Source organism: Chelatococcus sp. CO-6, from assembly GCF_001271345.1.
In the GTDB taxonomy this organism is placed as follows: domain Bacteria; phylum Pseudomonadota; class Alphaproteobacteria; order Rhizobiales; family Beijerinckiaceae; genus Chelatococcus_A; species Chelatococcus_A caeni.
On record NZ_CP012398.1, the window covers coordinates 3,750,846 to 3,765,555 of the forward strand.

14 protein-coding genes are annotated in these 14,710 nt (G+C 67.1%); all 14 read left to right on the forward strand.

Annotated elements, in window-relative coordinates; all coding sequences use genetic code 11:
- Window positions 1-8: 8 nt before the first annotated feature.
- The 14 genes from nuoH (at window position 9) to AL346_RS17655 (ending at window position 14,645) form a co-directional block, all read left to right on the forward strand.
- Window positions 9-1,052, forward strand: coding sequence for an NADH-quinone oxidoreductase subunit NuoH (gene nuoH / locus AL346_RS17590; protein WP_019403267.1), 1,044 nt, complete (start codon window positions 9-11; stop codon window positions 1,050-1,052).
- 31 nt (window positions 1,053-1,083) lie between these two features.
- Window positions 1,084-1,572: an NADH-quinone oxidoreductase subunit NuoI gene (gene nuoI / locus AL346_RS17595; RefSeq protein ID WP_019403266.1), complete on the forward strand. Its 489-nt coding sequence runs from the start codon at window positions 1,084-1,086 to the stop codon at window positions 1,570-1,572.
- 93 nt (window positions 1,573-1,665) lie between these two features.
- Entirely contained in the window at window positions 1,666-2,280 is a 615-nt protein-coding gene (locus AL346_RS17600; RefSeq protein ID WP_019403265.1) for an NADH-quinone oxidoreductase subunit J, read from the forward strand.
- A 20-nt stretch (window positions 2,281-2,300) separates the two neighbouring features.
- Window positions 2,301-2,609 carry an NADH-quinone oxidoreductase subunit NuoK gene (nuoK, locus tag AL346_RS17605; protein WP_019403264.1) on the forward strand — a complete coding sequence of 103 codons (309 nt, stop codon included), beginning with the start codon at window positions 2,301-2,303 and terminating at the stop codon, window positions 2,607-2,609.
- Window positions 2,610-2,619: 10 nt separating this feature from the next.
- Window positions 2,620-4,698, forward strand: a complete 2,079-nt coding sequence (gene nuoL, locus AL346_RS17610; protein ID WP_019403263.1) for an NADH-quinone oxidoreductase subunit L — start codon at window positions 2,620-2,622, stop codon at window positions 4,696-4,698.
- On the forward strand, window positions 4,698-6,209 hold the full coding sequence (locus AL346_RS17615; protein ID WP_019403262.1) for an NADH-quinone oxidoreductase subunit M: 1,512 nt from the start codon (window positions 4,698-4,700) through the stop codon (window positions 6,207-6,209). The genes nuoL and AL346_RS17615 overlap by 1 nt, the downstream gene beginning before the upstream one ends.
- 10 nt (window positions 6,210-6,219) lie before the next feature.
- Window positions 6,220-7,665: an NADH-quinone oxidoreductase subunit NuoN gene (gene nuoN / locus AL346_RS17620; RefSeq protein WP_019403261.1), complete on the forward strand. Its 1,446-nt coding sequence runs from the start codon at window positions 6,220-6,222 to the stop codon at window positions 7,663-7,665.
- Between the two features lie 19 nt (window positions 7,666-7,684).
- Entirely contained in the window at window positions 7,685-8,470 is a 786-nt protein-coding gene (locus AL346_RS17625) for a biotin--[acetyl-CoA-carboxylase] ligase (RefSeq protein WP_245303212.1), read from the forward strand.
- A 29-nt stretch (window positions 8,471-8,499) separates the two neighbouring features.
- A complete protein-coding gene (locus tag AL346_RS17630) occupies window positions 8,500-10,173 on the forward strand; it encodes a ribonuclease J (RefSeq protein ID WP_053193914.1) in 1,674 nt (557 codons plus the stop codon).
- Window positions 10,174-10,203: 30 nt separating this feature from the next.
- Window positions 10,204-10,608, forward strand: a complete 405-nt coding sequence (gene mce, locus AL346_RS17635; protein ID WP_019403683.1) for a methylmalonyl-CoA epimerase — start codon at window positions 10,204-10,206, stop codon at window positions 10,606-10,608.
- Between the two features lie 51 nt (window positions 10,609-10,659).
- Window positions 10,660-10,890 (forward strand): DUF1467 family protein, encoded by a 231-nt coding sequence (locus tag AL346_RS17640; RefSeq protein WP_019403682.1) that lies wholly within the window; start codon window positions 10,660-10,662, stop codon window positions 10,888-10,890.
- A 427-nt stretch (window positions 10,891-11,317) separates the two neighbouring features.
- A complete protein-coding gene (gene proS, locus AL346_RS17645) occupies window positions 11,318-12,640 on the forward strand; it encodes a proline--tRNA ligase (protein WP_019403681.1) in 1,323 nt (440 codons plus the stop codon).
- Window positions 12,641-12,665: 25 nt separating this feature from the next.
- The gene (locus AL346_RS17650) at window positions 12,666-13,946 is read left to right on the forward strand and encodes a lipoprotein-releasing ABC transporter permease subunit (RefSeq protein WP_053193916.1); all 1,281 of its coding nucleotides are present in this window, start codon (window positions 12,666-12,668) and stop codon (window positions 13,944-13,946) included.
- Window positions 13,947-13,952: 6 nt separating this feature from the next.
- Window positions 13,953-14,645 (forward strand): ABC transporter ATP-binding protein, encoded by a 693-nt coding sequence (locus tag AL346_RS17655; RefSeq protein ID WP_019403679.1) that lies wholly within the window; start codon window positions 13,953-13,955, stop codon window positions 14,643-14,645.
- Window positions 14,646-14,710: the final 65 nt, after the last annotated feature.

Here is a 14,710-nt window from a genome sequence, read left to right on the forward strand (position 1 = left end):
CACGCCCGATGGAATGGCTGACCACGGTTGCGATCATTCTCGGCAAGAGCCTGCTCCTGCTGGTCGCGCTGCTCGTCTTCATCGCCTACATCCTCTATGCCGACCGCAAGGTCTGGGCGGCGGTGCAGCTGCGCCGCGGGCCCAACGTGGTGGGGCCGTGGGGACTGCTGCAGTCCTTCGCCGATCTGCTGAAGTTCGTGCTGAAGGAGCCGGTGATCCCGGCGGGCGCCAACAAGGGGTTGTTCCTGCTCGCGCCGCTCGTCACCTGCGTGCTGGCGCTGGCCGCCTGGGCGGTCATCCCCGTGGCTGACGGCTGGGCGATCGCCGACATTAACGTCGGCATCCTCTACATCTTCGCCATCTCCTCGCTCGGCGTCTACGGCGTCCTGATGGGCGGCTGGGCGTCGAACTCGAAGTACCCCTTCCTCGGCGCACTGCGCTCCGCCGCGCAGATGGTGTCCTACGAGGTCTCGATCGGCTTCGTCATCATCACGGTGCTGCTCTGCGTCGGCTCGCTCAATCTCACCGAGATCGTGCGCGCGCAGGAGGCGAGGGGGCTCGCGACGATGCTCGGCGTGCCGTGGCTGACGGTGCTGAACTGGTACTGGCTGCCGCTGTTCCCGATGTTCGTCATCTTCTTCATCTCGGCGCTCGCCGAGACGAACCGCCCGCCCTTCGACCTGCCCGAGGCGGAATCGGAACTGGTGGCCGGCTTCATGGTGGAATACGCCTCGACGCCGTACCTTCTGTTCATGCTCGGCGAATACGTGGCCATCATGACCATGTGCTCGCTGACGACGATCCTCTTCCTCGGCGGCTGGACCGCGCCGGTGGCGCTGCCGCCGTTCACGTGGATCCCGGGCGTCGTGTGGTTCGTCGTCAAGGTCTGCTTCGTCTTCTTCATGTTCGCCATGGTGAAGGCGATGGTGCCGCGCTACCGCTACGACCAGCTGATGCGGCTGGGCTGGAAGGTGTTCCTGCCCCTGTCGCTCGCTGCCGTCATCATCGTTGCGGCCGTGCTGCAGGTCACGGGTTGGGTGCCGGCCTCGTGAGGCCGGCAAGAGAAAGGGACGGAGCCGGATCATGAGGCTCGATCAGGCCGCAAAGGCGCTCTTCCTGAAGGAGTTCGTGTCGGCGTTCTTCCTGTCGATGCGCTATTTCTTCAAGCCGAAGGCGACGCTCAACTATCCCTTCGAGAAGGGGATCCTGAGCCCGCGCTTCCGCGGCGAGCACGCGTTGCGCCGTTATCCCAACGGCGAGGAGCGCTGCATCGCCTGCAAGCTGTGCGAGGCCATCTGCCCGGCCCAGGCTATCACCATCGAGGCCGGGCCGCGCCGCAACGACGGCACGCGCCGCACGACGCGTTACGACATCGACATGGTGAAGTGCATCTACTGCGGCTTCTGCCAGGAGGCCTGCCCGGTCGATGCCATCGTCGAGGGACCGAACTTCGAATTCGCGGTGGAGACCCGCGAGGAGCTCTACTACGACAAGGACAAGCTCCTCGACAACGGCGCCCGCTGGGAGCGCGAGATCGCCCGCAACATCGCGATGGATGCGCCCTACAGGTGACGTCGCGGTGAGGTTGTTCGTGAGGGATTCGGTGTCTATAGACGCCATGCCCGGGGGCTTGGGGCCCGTGGGCGACAGGACGGGATACGGGGCATGACGGTCGCAGCGGCCTTCTTCTATCTCTTTTCGTGCGTGTGCGTGGCGTCGGCCTTCATGGTCATCGCCTCGCGCAACCCCGTGCATTCGGTGCTCTTCCTGATCCTGGCCTTCGTCAACGCGGCGGGCCTGTTCATCCTGATGGGCGCCGAGTTCCTGGCGATGATCCTCGTCGTCGTCTATGTCGGCGCGGTCGCGGTGCTCTTCCTCTTCGTCGTCATGATGCTCGACGTCGACTTCGCGGAGCTGCGCCAGGGCTTCCTGCAATATCTGCCGGTGGGCGCCCTCATCGGCGTGATCTTCCTCATCGAGCTCGTGCTCGTCGTCGGCTCGATGGCGATCGATCCGGAGCTCGTGAAGACCCCGGTCGCGGCCATCCCGCCCGTCAGCGAGATGACGAACACCGCGGCGCTCGGCCAGGTGCTCTACACGCGCTACCTCTACTTCTTCCAGGCGTCGGGCCTCGTGCTGCTCGTCGCCATGATCGGCGCCATCGTGCTCACGCTGCGCCACAAGCCGGGCGTCAGGCGCCAGGACGTTGCCCAGCAGGTGGCGCGCACGCGCGACACCGCCATCGAAGTGCGGAAGGTGCCCTTCCGCGAGGGCGTGTGAGTGAGGCCGGAGACACAGACATGACCATCGGGCTCGCGCATTATCTCACCGTCGCCGCCGTGCTGTTCACCCTCGGCGTGCTCGGCATCTTCATCAACCGCAAGAACGTCATCGTCATCCTGATGTCGGTCGAGCTCATCCTGCTCGCGGTCAACATCAATCTCGTCGCCTTCTCGACCTTCATGGGCGACATCGTCGGGCAGGTCTTCGCGTTGCTCGTGCTGACCGTGGCGGCCGCCGAGGCGGCCATCGGGCTTGCCATCCTCGTCGTCTACTTCCGCAACCGCGGCACCATCGCGGTTGAGGACATCAACATGATGAAGGGCTGAGGCCGCGATCATGTATCACGCGATCGTCTTCCTGCCGCTTGCCGGCTTCCTGATCGCTGGCCTCGCCGGCCGGTTCATCGGCGCGCGGGCGAGCGAGGTCGTCACGACCTCGGGCCTGTTCGTCTCCTGCCTCCTGTCGTGGATCGCCTTCTTCGACGTCGGCTTCGGCGACGGCGCGACGCGTGTTGCGGTGGCCAACTGGATGATCTCCGGCGACCTCGTGGTCGACTGGGCCTTCCGCATCGACACGCTCACGGCCGTGATGCTGATCGTCGTGACGACGGTCTCCTCGCTCGTCCATCTCTATTCCATCGGCTACATGCACGAGGATCCGGCGAGGCCGCGCTTCTTCGCCTATCTCTCGCTGTTCACCTTCGCCATGCTGATGCTGGTGACAGCCGACAACCTGGTGCAGATGTTCTTCGGCTGGGAGGGCGTCGGCCTCGCGAGCTACCTGCTCATCGGCTTCTGGTACGAGAAGCCCTCGGCCAATGCCGCGGCCATCAAGGCCTTCGTCGTCAACCGCATCGGCGACTTCGGCTTCCTGCTCGGCATCTTCCTCGTCTTCGTGCTGTTCGGCGCGGTCACCTTCGACGGCATCTTCCCGCGCGTGGCGGAATTCAACGAGGCGACCTTCCGCTTCCTCGGCTACGAGTGGCACGCGCTGACGCTGGCGAGCCTCCTGCTCTTCATGGGCGCCATGGGCAAGTCGGCGCAGTTTCTGCTGCACACCTGGCTGCCGGACGCCATGGAAGGCCCGACGCCGGTCTCCGCGCTCATCCATGCGGCGACGATGGTGACGGCGGGCGTGTTCATGGTCGCGCGCATGTCGCCGGTGTTCGAATATGCCCCGACGGCGCTGTCGGTCGTCACGGTGGTCGGCGGCATCACCGCCTTCTTCGCCGCGACCGTCGGCCTCGTGCAGAACGACATCAAGCGCGTCATCGCCTATTCGACCTGCTCGCAGCTCGGCTACATGTTCGTCGCCCTCGGCGTCGGCGCCTACGGGGCGGGCATCTTCCACCTCTTCACGCACGCCTTCTTCAAGGCGCTGCTGTTCCTCGGCGCCGGCTCGGTCATCCACGCGATGCACCACGAGCAGGACATGCGCCACATGGGCGGCCTCAGGAAGCACATCCCCTTTACCGCCGCCATGATGACGATCGGCACGCTGGCGCTGACGGGCTTCCCCTTCACGGCAGGCTACTTCTCGAAGGATGCCATCATCGAGGCGGCCTACGCCTCGCACACGCCGGGCGCCAACTTCGCCTTCCTCGCCACGGTCATCGCGGCGCTGTTCACCTCCTTCTACTCCTGGCGCCTCTATTTCATGACCTTCGAGGGCCCGGCGAAGTGGGGTGCGCACGCCTCGACGCCGCCGCTGCACGAGGGCGTCGCCCACGCCGGCACGGCGGCCGAGGGCGGCCATGGTCACGATGTGGAGCCGGCCGCTGCCGCGCCGCACGCCCACGGGCACGACGACCACGCGCACGGCGGTCATGGCCACGGCCACGGCGATCACACGCCGCACGAGAGCCCGCTCGTCATGCTCATCCCGCTCGGCGTCCTGGCGCTCGGCGCGGTCGTTGCCGGCTTCGCCTTCAAGGAAGCCTTCATCGGCCACGACTACGACCACTTCTGGAAGGGCGCGCTCTTCACCGGCGCCGACAACCACATCCTGCACGAGATGCACGAGGTGCCCGGCTGGGTCGTCGCCTCGCCCTTCGTGATGATGGTGCTCGGCTTCCTCATCGCGCTGTGGTTCTACGTCATCAACCCGCGCATGCCGGCGATCGTCGCGGGGCAGCAGCCGCTCCTCTACCGGTTCCTGCTCAACAAGTGGTACTTCGACGAGATCTACGACTTCCTGTTCGTGCGTCCGGCGATGTGGCTCGGCCGCTTCCTCTGGAAGAAGGGTGACGGCTGGCTCATCGACGGCTTCGGGCCGGACGGCGTCTCCGCCCGTGTCGTCGACGTCACCAACCGCGTCGTGCGCCTGCAGACCGGCTACGTCTACCACTACGCCTTCGCGATGCTCGTCGGTGTCGCGGCTCTCGTCACCTGGTACCTCATCGGGGGCACGCACTGATGTTCGGCCTCGGTCTCCTTTCCGGTCTCCTCATCCTGCCGCTCGTCGGTGCCGCCTTCATCCTCATGGTGCGCGGCAGCGAGGAGGCGGTGCGCTCCAACGCCCGCTCCGCGGCGCTGGTGACGACGCTCGCGACCTTCGTCCTCTCGCTCGTCGCCTGGGGGCGGTTCGACACGGCAAGCGCCGCCTTCCAGCTCGGCGAGGACCATGCCTGGCTGACGGAGGCCATCCGCTTCCGGCTCGGCGTCGACGGCTTCTCGATGCCGTTCGTCCTGCTGACGACCTTCCTGATGCCCTTCTGCATCCTGGCGTCGTGGACCTCGATCGAGAAGCGCGTGAAGGAGTACATGGTCGCCTTCCTCGTGCTCGAGACGACGATGATCGGCGTCTTCGTGGCGCAGGACCTCGTCCTCTTCTACCTCTTCTTCGAGGCCGGCCTGATCCCGATGTTCCTCATCATCGGCATCTGGGGCGGCAAGCGGCGCATCTACGCCAGCTTCAAGTTCTTTCTCTACACGCTGCTCGGCTCGGTGCTGATGCTCATCGCCATCATGGCGATGTACTGGGACGCCGGCACGACGGACATCGCGGCGCTGCTCAAGCACCCCTTCGCCCCGGCGATGCAGACGTGGCTATGGCTCGCCTTCTTCGCCTCCTTCGCGGTGAAGATGCCCATGTGGCCGGTCCACACCTGGCTGCCGGACGCGCACGTCGAGGCGCCGACGGCGGGGTCCGTCATCCTCGCCGGCATTCTCCTGAAGATGGGCGGCTACGGCTTCATCCGCTTCTCCATCCCGATGTTCCCGGAGGCCTCGGCCGATTTCGCGCCGCTCGTCTTCGCCCTGTCCGTCATCGCGATCATCTACACCTCGCTGGTCGCGCTGATGCAGGAGGACATCAAGAAGCTCATCGCCTATTCGTCGGTCGCCCACATGGGCTTCGTGACCATGGGCATCTTCACGATGACCACCCAGGGCATCCAGGGCGCCATGTTCCAGATGGTCAGCCACGGCCTTGTCTCGGGCGCGCTCTTCCTCTGCGTCGGCGTGATCTACGACCGCATGCACACGCGCGAGATCGCGGCCTATGGCGGGCTCGTGCAGCGCATGCCGCGCTATGCGGTGGTGTTCATGGTCTTCACCATGGCCAATGTCGGCCTGCCGGGCACCTCGGGCTTCATCGGGGAGTTCCTGTCGCTTGCCGGCGCCTTCAAGGCCAATCCCTGGGTCGCGGTGCTCGCCACCTCGGGCGTCATCTTCTCGGCCGCCTATGCCCTGTGGCTCTATCGCCGCGTGGTCTTCGGCGTGATCGAGAAGGACAACCTGAAGACGATCACCGATCTCAACACCCGCGAGATGGTCGTTCTCGTGCCGCTGCTCGTGCTGGTCATCTGGTACGGCCTGCAGCCCGGCGCCATTCTCGATGTCTTCGCCGCTCCGACGGCGGAACTCATCAAGTCCACCGAGGCCGCGCTGGCAACCGCCAAGTCCGTGGCCCTGACGCTTCACTGAGGTTCAGCCGATGGCCGCCGTCCCGATGTTCGCGCTCGCTCCGGCCCTGCCGGAGATCGTCCTGGCCGCCTCCGCGCTCCTTCTCGTGCTCATCGGCGCGGTGAGGGGCGAGCGTGCTGCCGGCCTGATCGAGGCGCTCACGCTCGTCGCCATTCTCGCCGCCGGCTTCTTCGTGGTGACGCAGGGCGGCGAACGGGTGGAGACCTTCGGCGGCTCCTTCGTCGTCGACGGCTTCGCGCGCTTCGCCAAGGTGCTGACGCTCGTCGGCTCGGCTGCGGCCTTGCTGATGTCGGGCGACTACCTGCGCCGGGCAGGCATCAACCGCTTCGAATATCCCATCCTCATCCTGCTGGCGACGACCGGCATGATGATGATGATCTCGGCCAACGACCTCATCGCGCTCTACCTCGGCCTCGAGCTGCAGAGCCTCTCGCTCTACGTCGTCGCCGCCATCGACCGCGACAATGCCCGCTCGAGCGAGGCCGGCCTCAAGTATTTCGTGCTCGGCGCCCTGTCCTCGGGCATGCTGCTCTACGGCGCGTCGCTGATCTACGGCTTCACCGGCACCATCTCCTTCGCCGGCATCGCTCAGGCGCTGCAGGGGGAAGGCCCCACGGGCGCGATCTTCGGGCTCGTCTTCATCGCTGCGGGCCTCGCCTTCAAGATCTCGGCCGTGCCGTTCCATATGTGGACGCCGGACGTCTACGAGGGCGCGCCGACGCCGGTCGCCGCCTTCTTCGCCGCCGCGCCGAAGATGGCCGCGATGGCGCTCACCGTGCGCGTCTTCATCACGGCCTTCCCGGGCATCGTCGACGAATGGCGGCAGATCATCGTCTTCGTCGCCATCGCCTCCATGGCGCTCGGCTCCTTCGCCGCCATCGGCCAGCGCAACATCAAGCGCCTCATGGCCTATTCGTCCATCGGCCACATGGGCTACGCGCTCGTGGGCCTCGCCGCCGGCACGGCCGAGGGCGTGCAGAGCGTGCTCGTCTACATGGCGATCTATCTCGTCATGACGCTCGGCACCTTCGCCTTCATCCTGTCCATGCGGCGGGAGGAGGGGCCCGTCGAGGGGATCTACGATCTCGCCGGCCTTGCCCGCACGCAGCCCTATGCGGCCTACGGCCTGACGCTCCTGTTCTTCTCGCTCGCGGGCATCCCCCCGCTCGCCGGCTTTCTCGCCAAGTGGTACGTCTTCGCGGCCGCCGTCGAGGCGCAGCTCTATTCGCTCGCCGTCATCGGCGTGCTCGCCAGCGTCGTCGGCGCCTACTACTACATCCGCATCGTCAAGATCATGCATTTCGACGAGCCGGCGGGCGCCGCCTTCGTCCCGATGGCGGCGGGCCAGAAGGTGATCTTCGCGCTTGCCAGCATCCTCATCGTCGTCCTGATGCTGCCCGGCGCGCCGGGGCCGCTGAACGGCGCCGCGCTCGCCGCCGCCCGCTCGCTGTTCTGACGGGACCGGCGTCACGGACGTGGAACGCGGGATCATCTCGCAGGAGGCGCGCGAGGCCGGCTTCGATGCCGTGATGCTGGCGACGACCACCTCGACCAACGACGAGGCTCTCGAGCGGGCCTCGTCGCAAGGGGCGGATCGCCTCTGGGTCGTGGCCCGCGAGCAGACGAGCGGCCGCGGCCGCCACGGCCGGCAATGGGCCTCGCCGCCCGGAAATCTCTACGCCAGCCTGGTCCTGAGCGAGCCGTGCGATCCGCCGAAGGCGCCGCAGCTCGGCTTCGTCGCGGGCCTCGCCCTGCACGACGCGGTCGCGGGCGTCACCGGGCTCGCCGCGCCACGGCTGGTGCTCAAGTGGCCGAACGACCTGCTGATGGATGGCGGCAAGCTGTCCGGCCTCATCCTCGAAGGCCACAGGCTCGGGCCGGACAGGCATTTTGCCGTTATCATCGGCATGGGCCTCAACGTTGCCCACAAGCCGGCCGATACACCTTATCCGGCGCGCTGCCTCGCCGAGGCCGTCGGAACGGTGGACGTGAGCGACGTTTTCCGCGCATTGTCGGCGAGTTTCGCCTATAGGCTGAGGCAGTGGGACCGGGGGCTCGGCTTCGCGCTGACGCGTGAATCCTGGCTCGCCCGCGCCGCCGGCATCGGCGGGCCGGCGCGGGTGCGCTTGCCGGGCGGTGAGCTCAGCGGCACCTTTGCCGGGCTCGACAGCGCCGGCCGGCTGCTGCTCGATACGCCGGACGGGCGCCGGACGATCGATGCGGGAGATCTTTATCTCGGTCTCGCCGACACGGCATCCTGAGGATGCGACAGAAGGAGGATTGAGAGGGCATGGCCTCACGCGATGACGACGGCCTCGTATTCGTAGCGCTCGGCGGTCTCGGCGAGATCGGCATGAACGCCGGTCTCTACGGCTTCGGGCCGGCGCGCCGGCGCAAGTGGCTGCTCGTCGACTGCGGCATCGCCTTCGCGGGCGAGGACGTGCCGGGCGTCGATCTCATCTTCCCCGACATCCGCTTCCTCGAGGAGGAGCGGGACAACCTCGTCGGCATCGTCATCACCCATGCGCACGAGGACCATATCGGCGGCCTCGCCGAGCTGTGGCCGCGCCTCGGCGCGCCCGTGGTGTGCACGCCCTTCGCGGCGGGGCTACTGGAGGTCCGTCGTCTCGGCGAGCCCGGCGCGCCCAAGATCCCGCTCACCGTGGTGGAGCAGGGCGGTCGCGTCACCCTCGGGCCCTTCGACATCGAATTCGTCGCTGTCGGCCATTCGATCCCGGAATCGAATGCGCTCGCCATCCGCACGCCGCTGGGCACCGTCGTCCACACCGGCGACTGGAAGCTCGACCCGCACCCCGGCGTCGGCCGGCCGACGGACGAGAAGCGCCTCACCGAGATCGGCGACGAGGGCGTGCTGGCGCTCGTCTGCGATTCGACCAACGTCCTCAGGGATGGCATCAGCCCCAGCGAGGCTGATGTCGCCAAGACCCTGGTCGAAGTCATCCGGGAGGCGCCGGAGCGTGTGGCGGTGACGACCTTCGCCTCGAATGTCGCGCGTCTGCGCGCCGTGGCCGAGGCGGCGGCGGCCTGCGATCGCGAGGTCGTCGTCTTCGGCCGGGCGATGGATCGTGTCGTCGACGTCGCGACGGAGCGCGGCTATCTCGCCGGCTTGCCGCCGTTCCGCTCCGCCGAGACCTTCGGCTACCTGCCGCGCAACAAGGTGGTCGCGTTGCTCACCGGCAGCCAGGGCGAGCCGCGGGCGGCGCTCGCCCGCGTCGCGAACGACGAGCATCCCGACATCGCGCTCTCCGCCGGTGACCGCGTCGTCTTCTCCTCGCGCACCATTCCGGGCAACGAGAAGGCGGTCGGCCGCATCATCAATAATCTCGTCACGCGCGGCATCGAGGTCGTCACCGACCGGGACGCGCTCGTCCACGTCTCCGGCCATCCCCGCCGCGGCGAGCTCGCCGCCATGTACCGCTGGGTGCGGCCGAAGGTGCTCGTGCCGGCGCACGGCGAGGCCCTGCACCTCACGGAACAGGCGAAATTCGCCCGCGCCGAGGGCATCCAGTCCGTGGTGCGGGCCATGAACGGCGAGATGGTTCTGCTCGCGCCCGGCAAGCCTGCCGTCGTGGACGACGTGCCCGTCGGCCGCCTCTACAAGGACGGGATGATCGTCGTCAGCGCCGGCGAGGCCACCATCGGCGAGCGGCGCAAGCTCGCCTTCGCCGGCGTCGTCTCCGTCGCCATCGCCCTCGACGCCAAGGGCGAGATCGTCGGCGAGGCGCAGGTGGAGGTCACCGGCCTGCCGCCGGCGACGCGCGAGGGCGAGCCGATGCTCGAGCTCGTCGCCGATGCGGTGGCGGACGTGCTCGACGGGCTGCCCAAGGCGCGCCGGCGCGACCCCGATGCGGTGGCGAATGCCGTCGAGCGCGCGGTGCGGGCGGAAGTGCGCCATGCCTGGGGCAAAAAGCCAACGTGCCACGTGCATGTGATCGTCGTATGAGGTGAAACGTCCGTCAGCCGGGAGAGCCTCATGATCGGCCGCCTCAACCACGTCGCCATCGCCGTCCGTGATCTCGAAAGCGCCTGCGCCGTCTACAGGGACACCCTCGGAGCACGCCTGTCGCCGGCGGTGCCGCAACCCGAGCATGGTGTCACCACGGTCTTCATCGAGCTGCCGAACACCAAGATCGAGCTGCTGGAGCCGCTGGGCGCCGATTCGCCGATCGCCCGCTTCCTCGAGCGCAATGCCGACGGCGGCATCCACCACATCTGCTACGAGGTGGACGACATCCTCGCCGCGCGCGACCGACTGGTGGAGAAGGGCGCGCGCGTGCTCGGCAGCGGCGAGCCGAAGATCGGCGCGCACGGCAAGCCGGTGCTCTTTCTCCACCCCAAGGACTTTTGCGGCACGCTCGTCGAGCTGGAGCAGGCCTGACCTGCTGTCTCCAAGCCCTAAGAAAAAGACCGAGCGAAGCGAGTAGACCCGATGACCATCGCGACCTGGCTGGCCCTCTATTTCATCATCTGGTGGACGGTTCTCTTCGCCGTCCTGCCCTTCGGCGTGCGCAGCCAGGTCGAATCAGGCGAGGTGACGAGCGGCACGGAGCCAGGCGCGCCGGCGCGGCCGCAGCTCCTGAGGAAGGTGCTGGCGACGACCGTCGTGTCAGCCATCGTCCTCGCGCTCGTGAAGGTCGCGCTGGCGCTCATCGAATTGTGACCGGGGGACGGGGAAGCGCGGTTGGTTGCGCGTGAAACCGTAGATTCCAACAAAAAAGCAAGGCTGACGCCTTGCTGTTGGAGTTTCTTCTCGAACCCGTAACGCCTGTTCATTCGGAACAATGGGGTGCTCTCGCACCTCTCGACGCCGCTTGGGCTTCCTCCCGAGACCTGGACCGCAGTTCCTGCTCTGTGAATAGTGGCAGGGACTTTCGATCGGGTAACAATGCATAGTCGATCGTTCACCACTTGTCACCCATTTGTGCAGGGGCTGCCCGCATTTTTTGCATGGTGTTGTCACACATGAGTCGGAAGGCGGTGGGGCGGTCGGCGAATCGCAAAGCCAGCCTTGTCTTTTGCCGTGCGGCGGTGTTGTCTCAGCAAACGACTCGCTTCCCCTTCCACACAAGCCCGGTTGCCGGTTTCTCATGCGTCTCAGCCGCTATTTCCTGCCTACGCTCCGCGAAGATCCCAAAGAGGCGGAGATCGTTTCCCATCGCCTGATGCTGCGGGCGGGGCTCATCCGGCAGCAATCGGCGGGGATCTATTCCTGGCTGCCGATCGGCCTCAAGGTCCTGAACAAGATTTCGGCAATCGTGCGCGAGGAGCAGAACCGCTCCGGCGCGGTCGAACTCTTGATGCCGACCATCCAGTCGGCCGACCTGTGGCGTGAATCGAGCCGCTACGACGCCTACGGCAAGGAGATGCTGCGCATCACCGACCGGCACGAGCGCGAGATGCTCTACGGGCCGACGAACGAGGAGATGATCACGGACATCTTCCGGTCCTACGTGCGCTCCTACAAGGACCTGCCGCTCAACCTCTACCACATCCAGTGGAAGTTCCGGGACGAGATCAGGCCGCGCTTCGGCACCATGCGCTCGCGCGAGTTCCTGATGAAGGATGCCTATTCCTTCGACATCGACCAGGCCGGCGCGCGCCATTCCTACAACAGGATGTTCGTGGCCTATCTGCGCACCTTTGCCCGCCTCGGCCTCAAGGCCATCCCGATGCAGGCGGATACGGGCCCCATCGGCGGTGACCTCAGCCACGAGTTCATCATCCTGGCCTCGACGGGCGAGAGCGAGGTGTTCTGCCACCGCGACTTCCTCGATTTCCCGATCCCGACCGCGGATACGGATTTCGACGACATCGCCGGCCTGCAGACGATCGTCGACAAGTGGACGTCGCTCTATGCCGCGACCTCCGAGAAGCACGACGAGGCCGCCTTCGCCGCCATTCCGAATGACCGGAAGGTGTCGGCGCGCGGCATCGAGGTCGGCCACATCTTCTATTTCGGCACGAAATATTCCCTGCCGATGAAGGCGACGGTCACGGGGCCGGACGGCAAGGAGCATCCCGTGCACATGGGCTCCTACGGCATCGGCCCGTCGCGCCTCGTCGCCGCCATCATCGAGGCGAGCCACGACGAGGCCGGCATCGTCTGGCCGGATCCGATCGCACCCTTCGACGTCTCGCTCATCAACATCAAGGTGGGCGACACGGCGACGGACGAGGCCTGCGCGCATCTCTACCGGGCGCTCGCCCTGCGCGGCCTCGACGTGCTCTACGACGACCGGGACGAGCGTCCCGGCGCCAAGTTCGCCACGGCCGACCTCGTCGGCATGCCGTGGCAGATCCTCGTCGGCCCCAAGGGCCTTGCCGACGGCAAGGTGGAGGTGAAGCGCCGCGCCACGGGCGAGCGCGAGCTTCTGTCGATCGAGGATGCCGTGACGCGGATCGCGGGCTGACGGCGAGGCAGGGGCGGGGAGCGGCATGAGCGGACGCGCGGCCGAGAGCGGTTCGACGAGACCCTTTGCGCTCTTCGAGTGGCTGCTCGCGGCCCGCTATCTGCGGGCGCGCCGGCGCGAAGGCTTCATCTCCGTCATCGCCGGCTTCTCCTTCCTCGGCATCATGCTCGGGGTCGCGACGCTGATCGTCGTGATGTCGGTGATGAACGGCTTTCGCAAGGAACTGCTCGACAAGATCGTCGGCGTGAACGGCCACATGTTCATCCAGCCGATCGATTCCCCGCTGACCGATTTCGACGCCGTGTCGAAGCGGCTCGCCGACCTCTCGGGGGTGAAGCTCGTCGTGCCGATGGTGGAGGGCCAGGCGCTCGTCTCCTCCACCGCGGCCTCCGGCGGCGCCCTGGTGCGCGGGGTGCGCGAGGCCGACATCGCCAGCATTCCCTTCATCGCCGATACCATCCGGCAGGGCACGCTGCGTGATTTCGACGAGAAGGGCGGCGTCGCCATCGGCCGGCGCATGGCCGAATATCTCGGCCTTCGCGTCGGCGATTCGCTCACCATCGTCTCGCCGCGCGGCGCCGCGACGGCCTTCGGCACCGCGCCGCGCATCAAGGCCTACCCCATCGTCGCGGTGTTCGAGATCGGCATGTCCGAGTTCGACAACACCTTCGTCTACATGCCGCTCGGGGAGGCGCAGGCCTATTTCAACCGGGATGGCGACGTCAGCGTCATCGAGGTCTTCCTTCACAATGCCGATGACGTCGGCGCCATGCGCCCGCGCATCGAGGAAGCCGCCGGCCGGCCGATCATGATCACCGACTGGCGCCAGCGGAACCGCACCTTCTTCGGCGCGCTCGAGGTCGAGCGCAACGTGATGTTCCTCATCCTCACGCTGATCGTTCTGGTGGCGGCTCTCAACATCGTCTCGGGCCTCATCATGCTGGTGAAGGACAAGAGCGAGGACATCGCCATCCTGCGCACGATGGGGGCGACGCGCGGCTCCGTGATGCGGGTGTTCCTCATCACCGGCGCCTCCATCGGCATCGTGGGCACGCTCGCCGGCTTCCTGCTCGGCCTGACGCTCGCGTGGAACGTGGAGGCGATCCGCAGCTTCCTGTCGCAACTGACGAGTTCCAACCTCTTCCCGGCCGAGCTCTACTTCCTCAGCCGCCTGCCGGCCGAGATCGACCCGGGCGAGGTGACGACCGTGGTGCTCATGGCGATCGTCCTGTCGCTCGTGGCAACGCTCTACCCGAGCTGGCGGGCGGCGCGCCTCGACCCCGTCGAAGCCCTGCGCTACGGGTGAGACGGCATGACGACGCCCCAGACGCCGGCCCTGTTCCTCTCCAAGATCGAACGCCGCTACCCGCAGGGCGAGACGATGCTCGACATCCTGCGCGGTGCGGACCTCGCCGTCTGGCCGGGCGAGATCGTCGCGCTCGTCGCACCCTCGGGCACCGGCAAGTCGACGCTGCTGCACATCGCCGGCCTCCTGGAGCATCCCGACAGCGGCGAGGTCTATGTCGGCGGCGAGCCGACGACCGGGCTCGACGATGCGGGGCGCACGCGCCTGAGGCGTCTCGACATCGGTTTCGTCTACCAGTTCCACCACCTCCTGCCGGAGTTCTCGGCGCTTGAGAATGTCGCCCTGCCGCAGCTCATCCGTGGCCTGGCGCGCAGGGAGGCCGAGGCCCGCGCCGCCGAGGTGCTGAGCTTCCTCGGCCTCGGCGAACGCCTCGTCCACCGGCCGGCCGAGCTCTCCGGCGGTGAGCAGCAGCGCGTCGCCATCGCCCGCGCCGTCGCCAACGCGCCGCGGGTGCTCCTCGCCGACGAGCCGACCGGCAACCTCGACCCGAAGACGTCGGACTACGTCTTCTCGATGCTGGTCGCGCTGGTGCGCGCCTCGCGCCTCGCGGCCGTGATCGCGACACACAACCTCGACCTTGCCGCGCGGATGGACCGGCGCGTCACCATCCGCGACGGCCTCGTGGTCAGCCTCGACTGAACCGCGAGGCTCAGGCCGTCGCGATGCGCCGGCACCAGCACCGGCGAACCACCCGATCCCCCAGG

What these genes read in the sequence shown, in the direction of transcription:
- nuoN (WP_019403261.1), top strand. Translation starts at nt 6,220, where the DNA reads ATGGCCGCCGTCCCGATGTTCGCGCTCGCTCCGGCCCTGCCGGAGATC.
- mce (WP_019403683.1), top strand. Translation starts at nt 10,204, where the DNA reads ATGATCGGCCGCCTCAACCACGTCGCCATCGCCGTCCGTGATCTCGAA.
- AL346_RS17650 (WP_053193916.1), top strand. Translation starts at nt 12,666, where the DNA reads ATGAGCGGACGCGCGGCCGAGAGCGGTTCGACGAGACCCTTTGCGCTC.
- AL346_RS17655 (WP_019403679.1), top strand. Translation starts at nt 13,953, where the DNA reads ATGACGACGCCCCAGACGCCGGCCCTGTTCCTCTCCAAGATCGAACGC.
- AL346_RS17630 (WP_053193914.1), top strand. Translation starts at nt 8,500, where the DNA reads ATGGCCTCACGCGATGACGACGGCCTCGTATTCGTAGCGCTCGGCGGT.
- nuoI (WP_019403266.1), top strand. Translation starts at nt 1,084, where the DNA reads ATGAGGCTCGATCAGGCCGCAAAGGCGCTCTTCCTGAAGGAGTTCGTG.
- AL346_RS17640 (WP_019403682.1), top strand. Translation starts at nt 10,660, where the DNA reads ATGACCATCGCGACCTGGCTGGCCCTCTATTTCATCATCTGGTGGACG.
- nuoK (WP_019403264.1), top strand. Translation starts at nt 2,301, where the DNA reads ATGACCATCGGGCTCGCGCATTATCTCACCGTCGCCGCCGTGCTGTTC.
- AL346_RS17600 (WP_019403265.1), top strand. Translation starts at nt 1,666, where the DNA reads ATGACGGTCGCAGCGGCCTTCTTCTATCTCTTTTCGTGCGTGTGCGTG.
- nuoH (WP_019403267.1), top strand. Translation starts at nt 9, where the DNA reads ATGGAATGGCTGACCACGGTTGCGATCATTCTCGGCAAGAGCCTGCTC.
- nuoL (WP_019403263.1), top strand. Translation starts at nt 2,620, where the DNA reads ATGTATCACGCGATCGTCTTCCTGCCGCTTGCCGGCTTCCTGATCGCT.
- proS (WP_019403681.1), top strand. Translation starts at nt 11,318, where the DNA reads ATGCGTCTCAGCCGCTATTTCCTGCCTACGCTCCGCGAAGATCCCAAA.
- AL346_RS17615 (WP_019403262.1), top strand. Translation starts at nt 4,698, where the DNA reads ATGTTCGGCCTCGGTCTCCTTTCCGGTCTCCTCATCCTGCCGCTCGTC.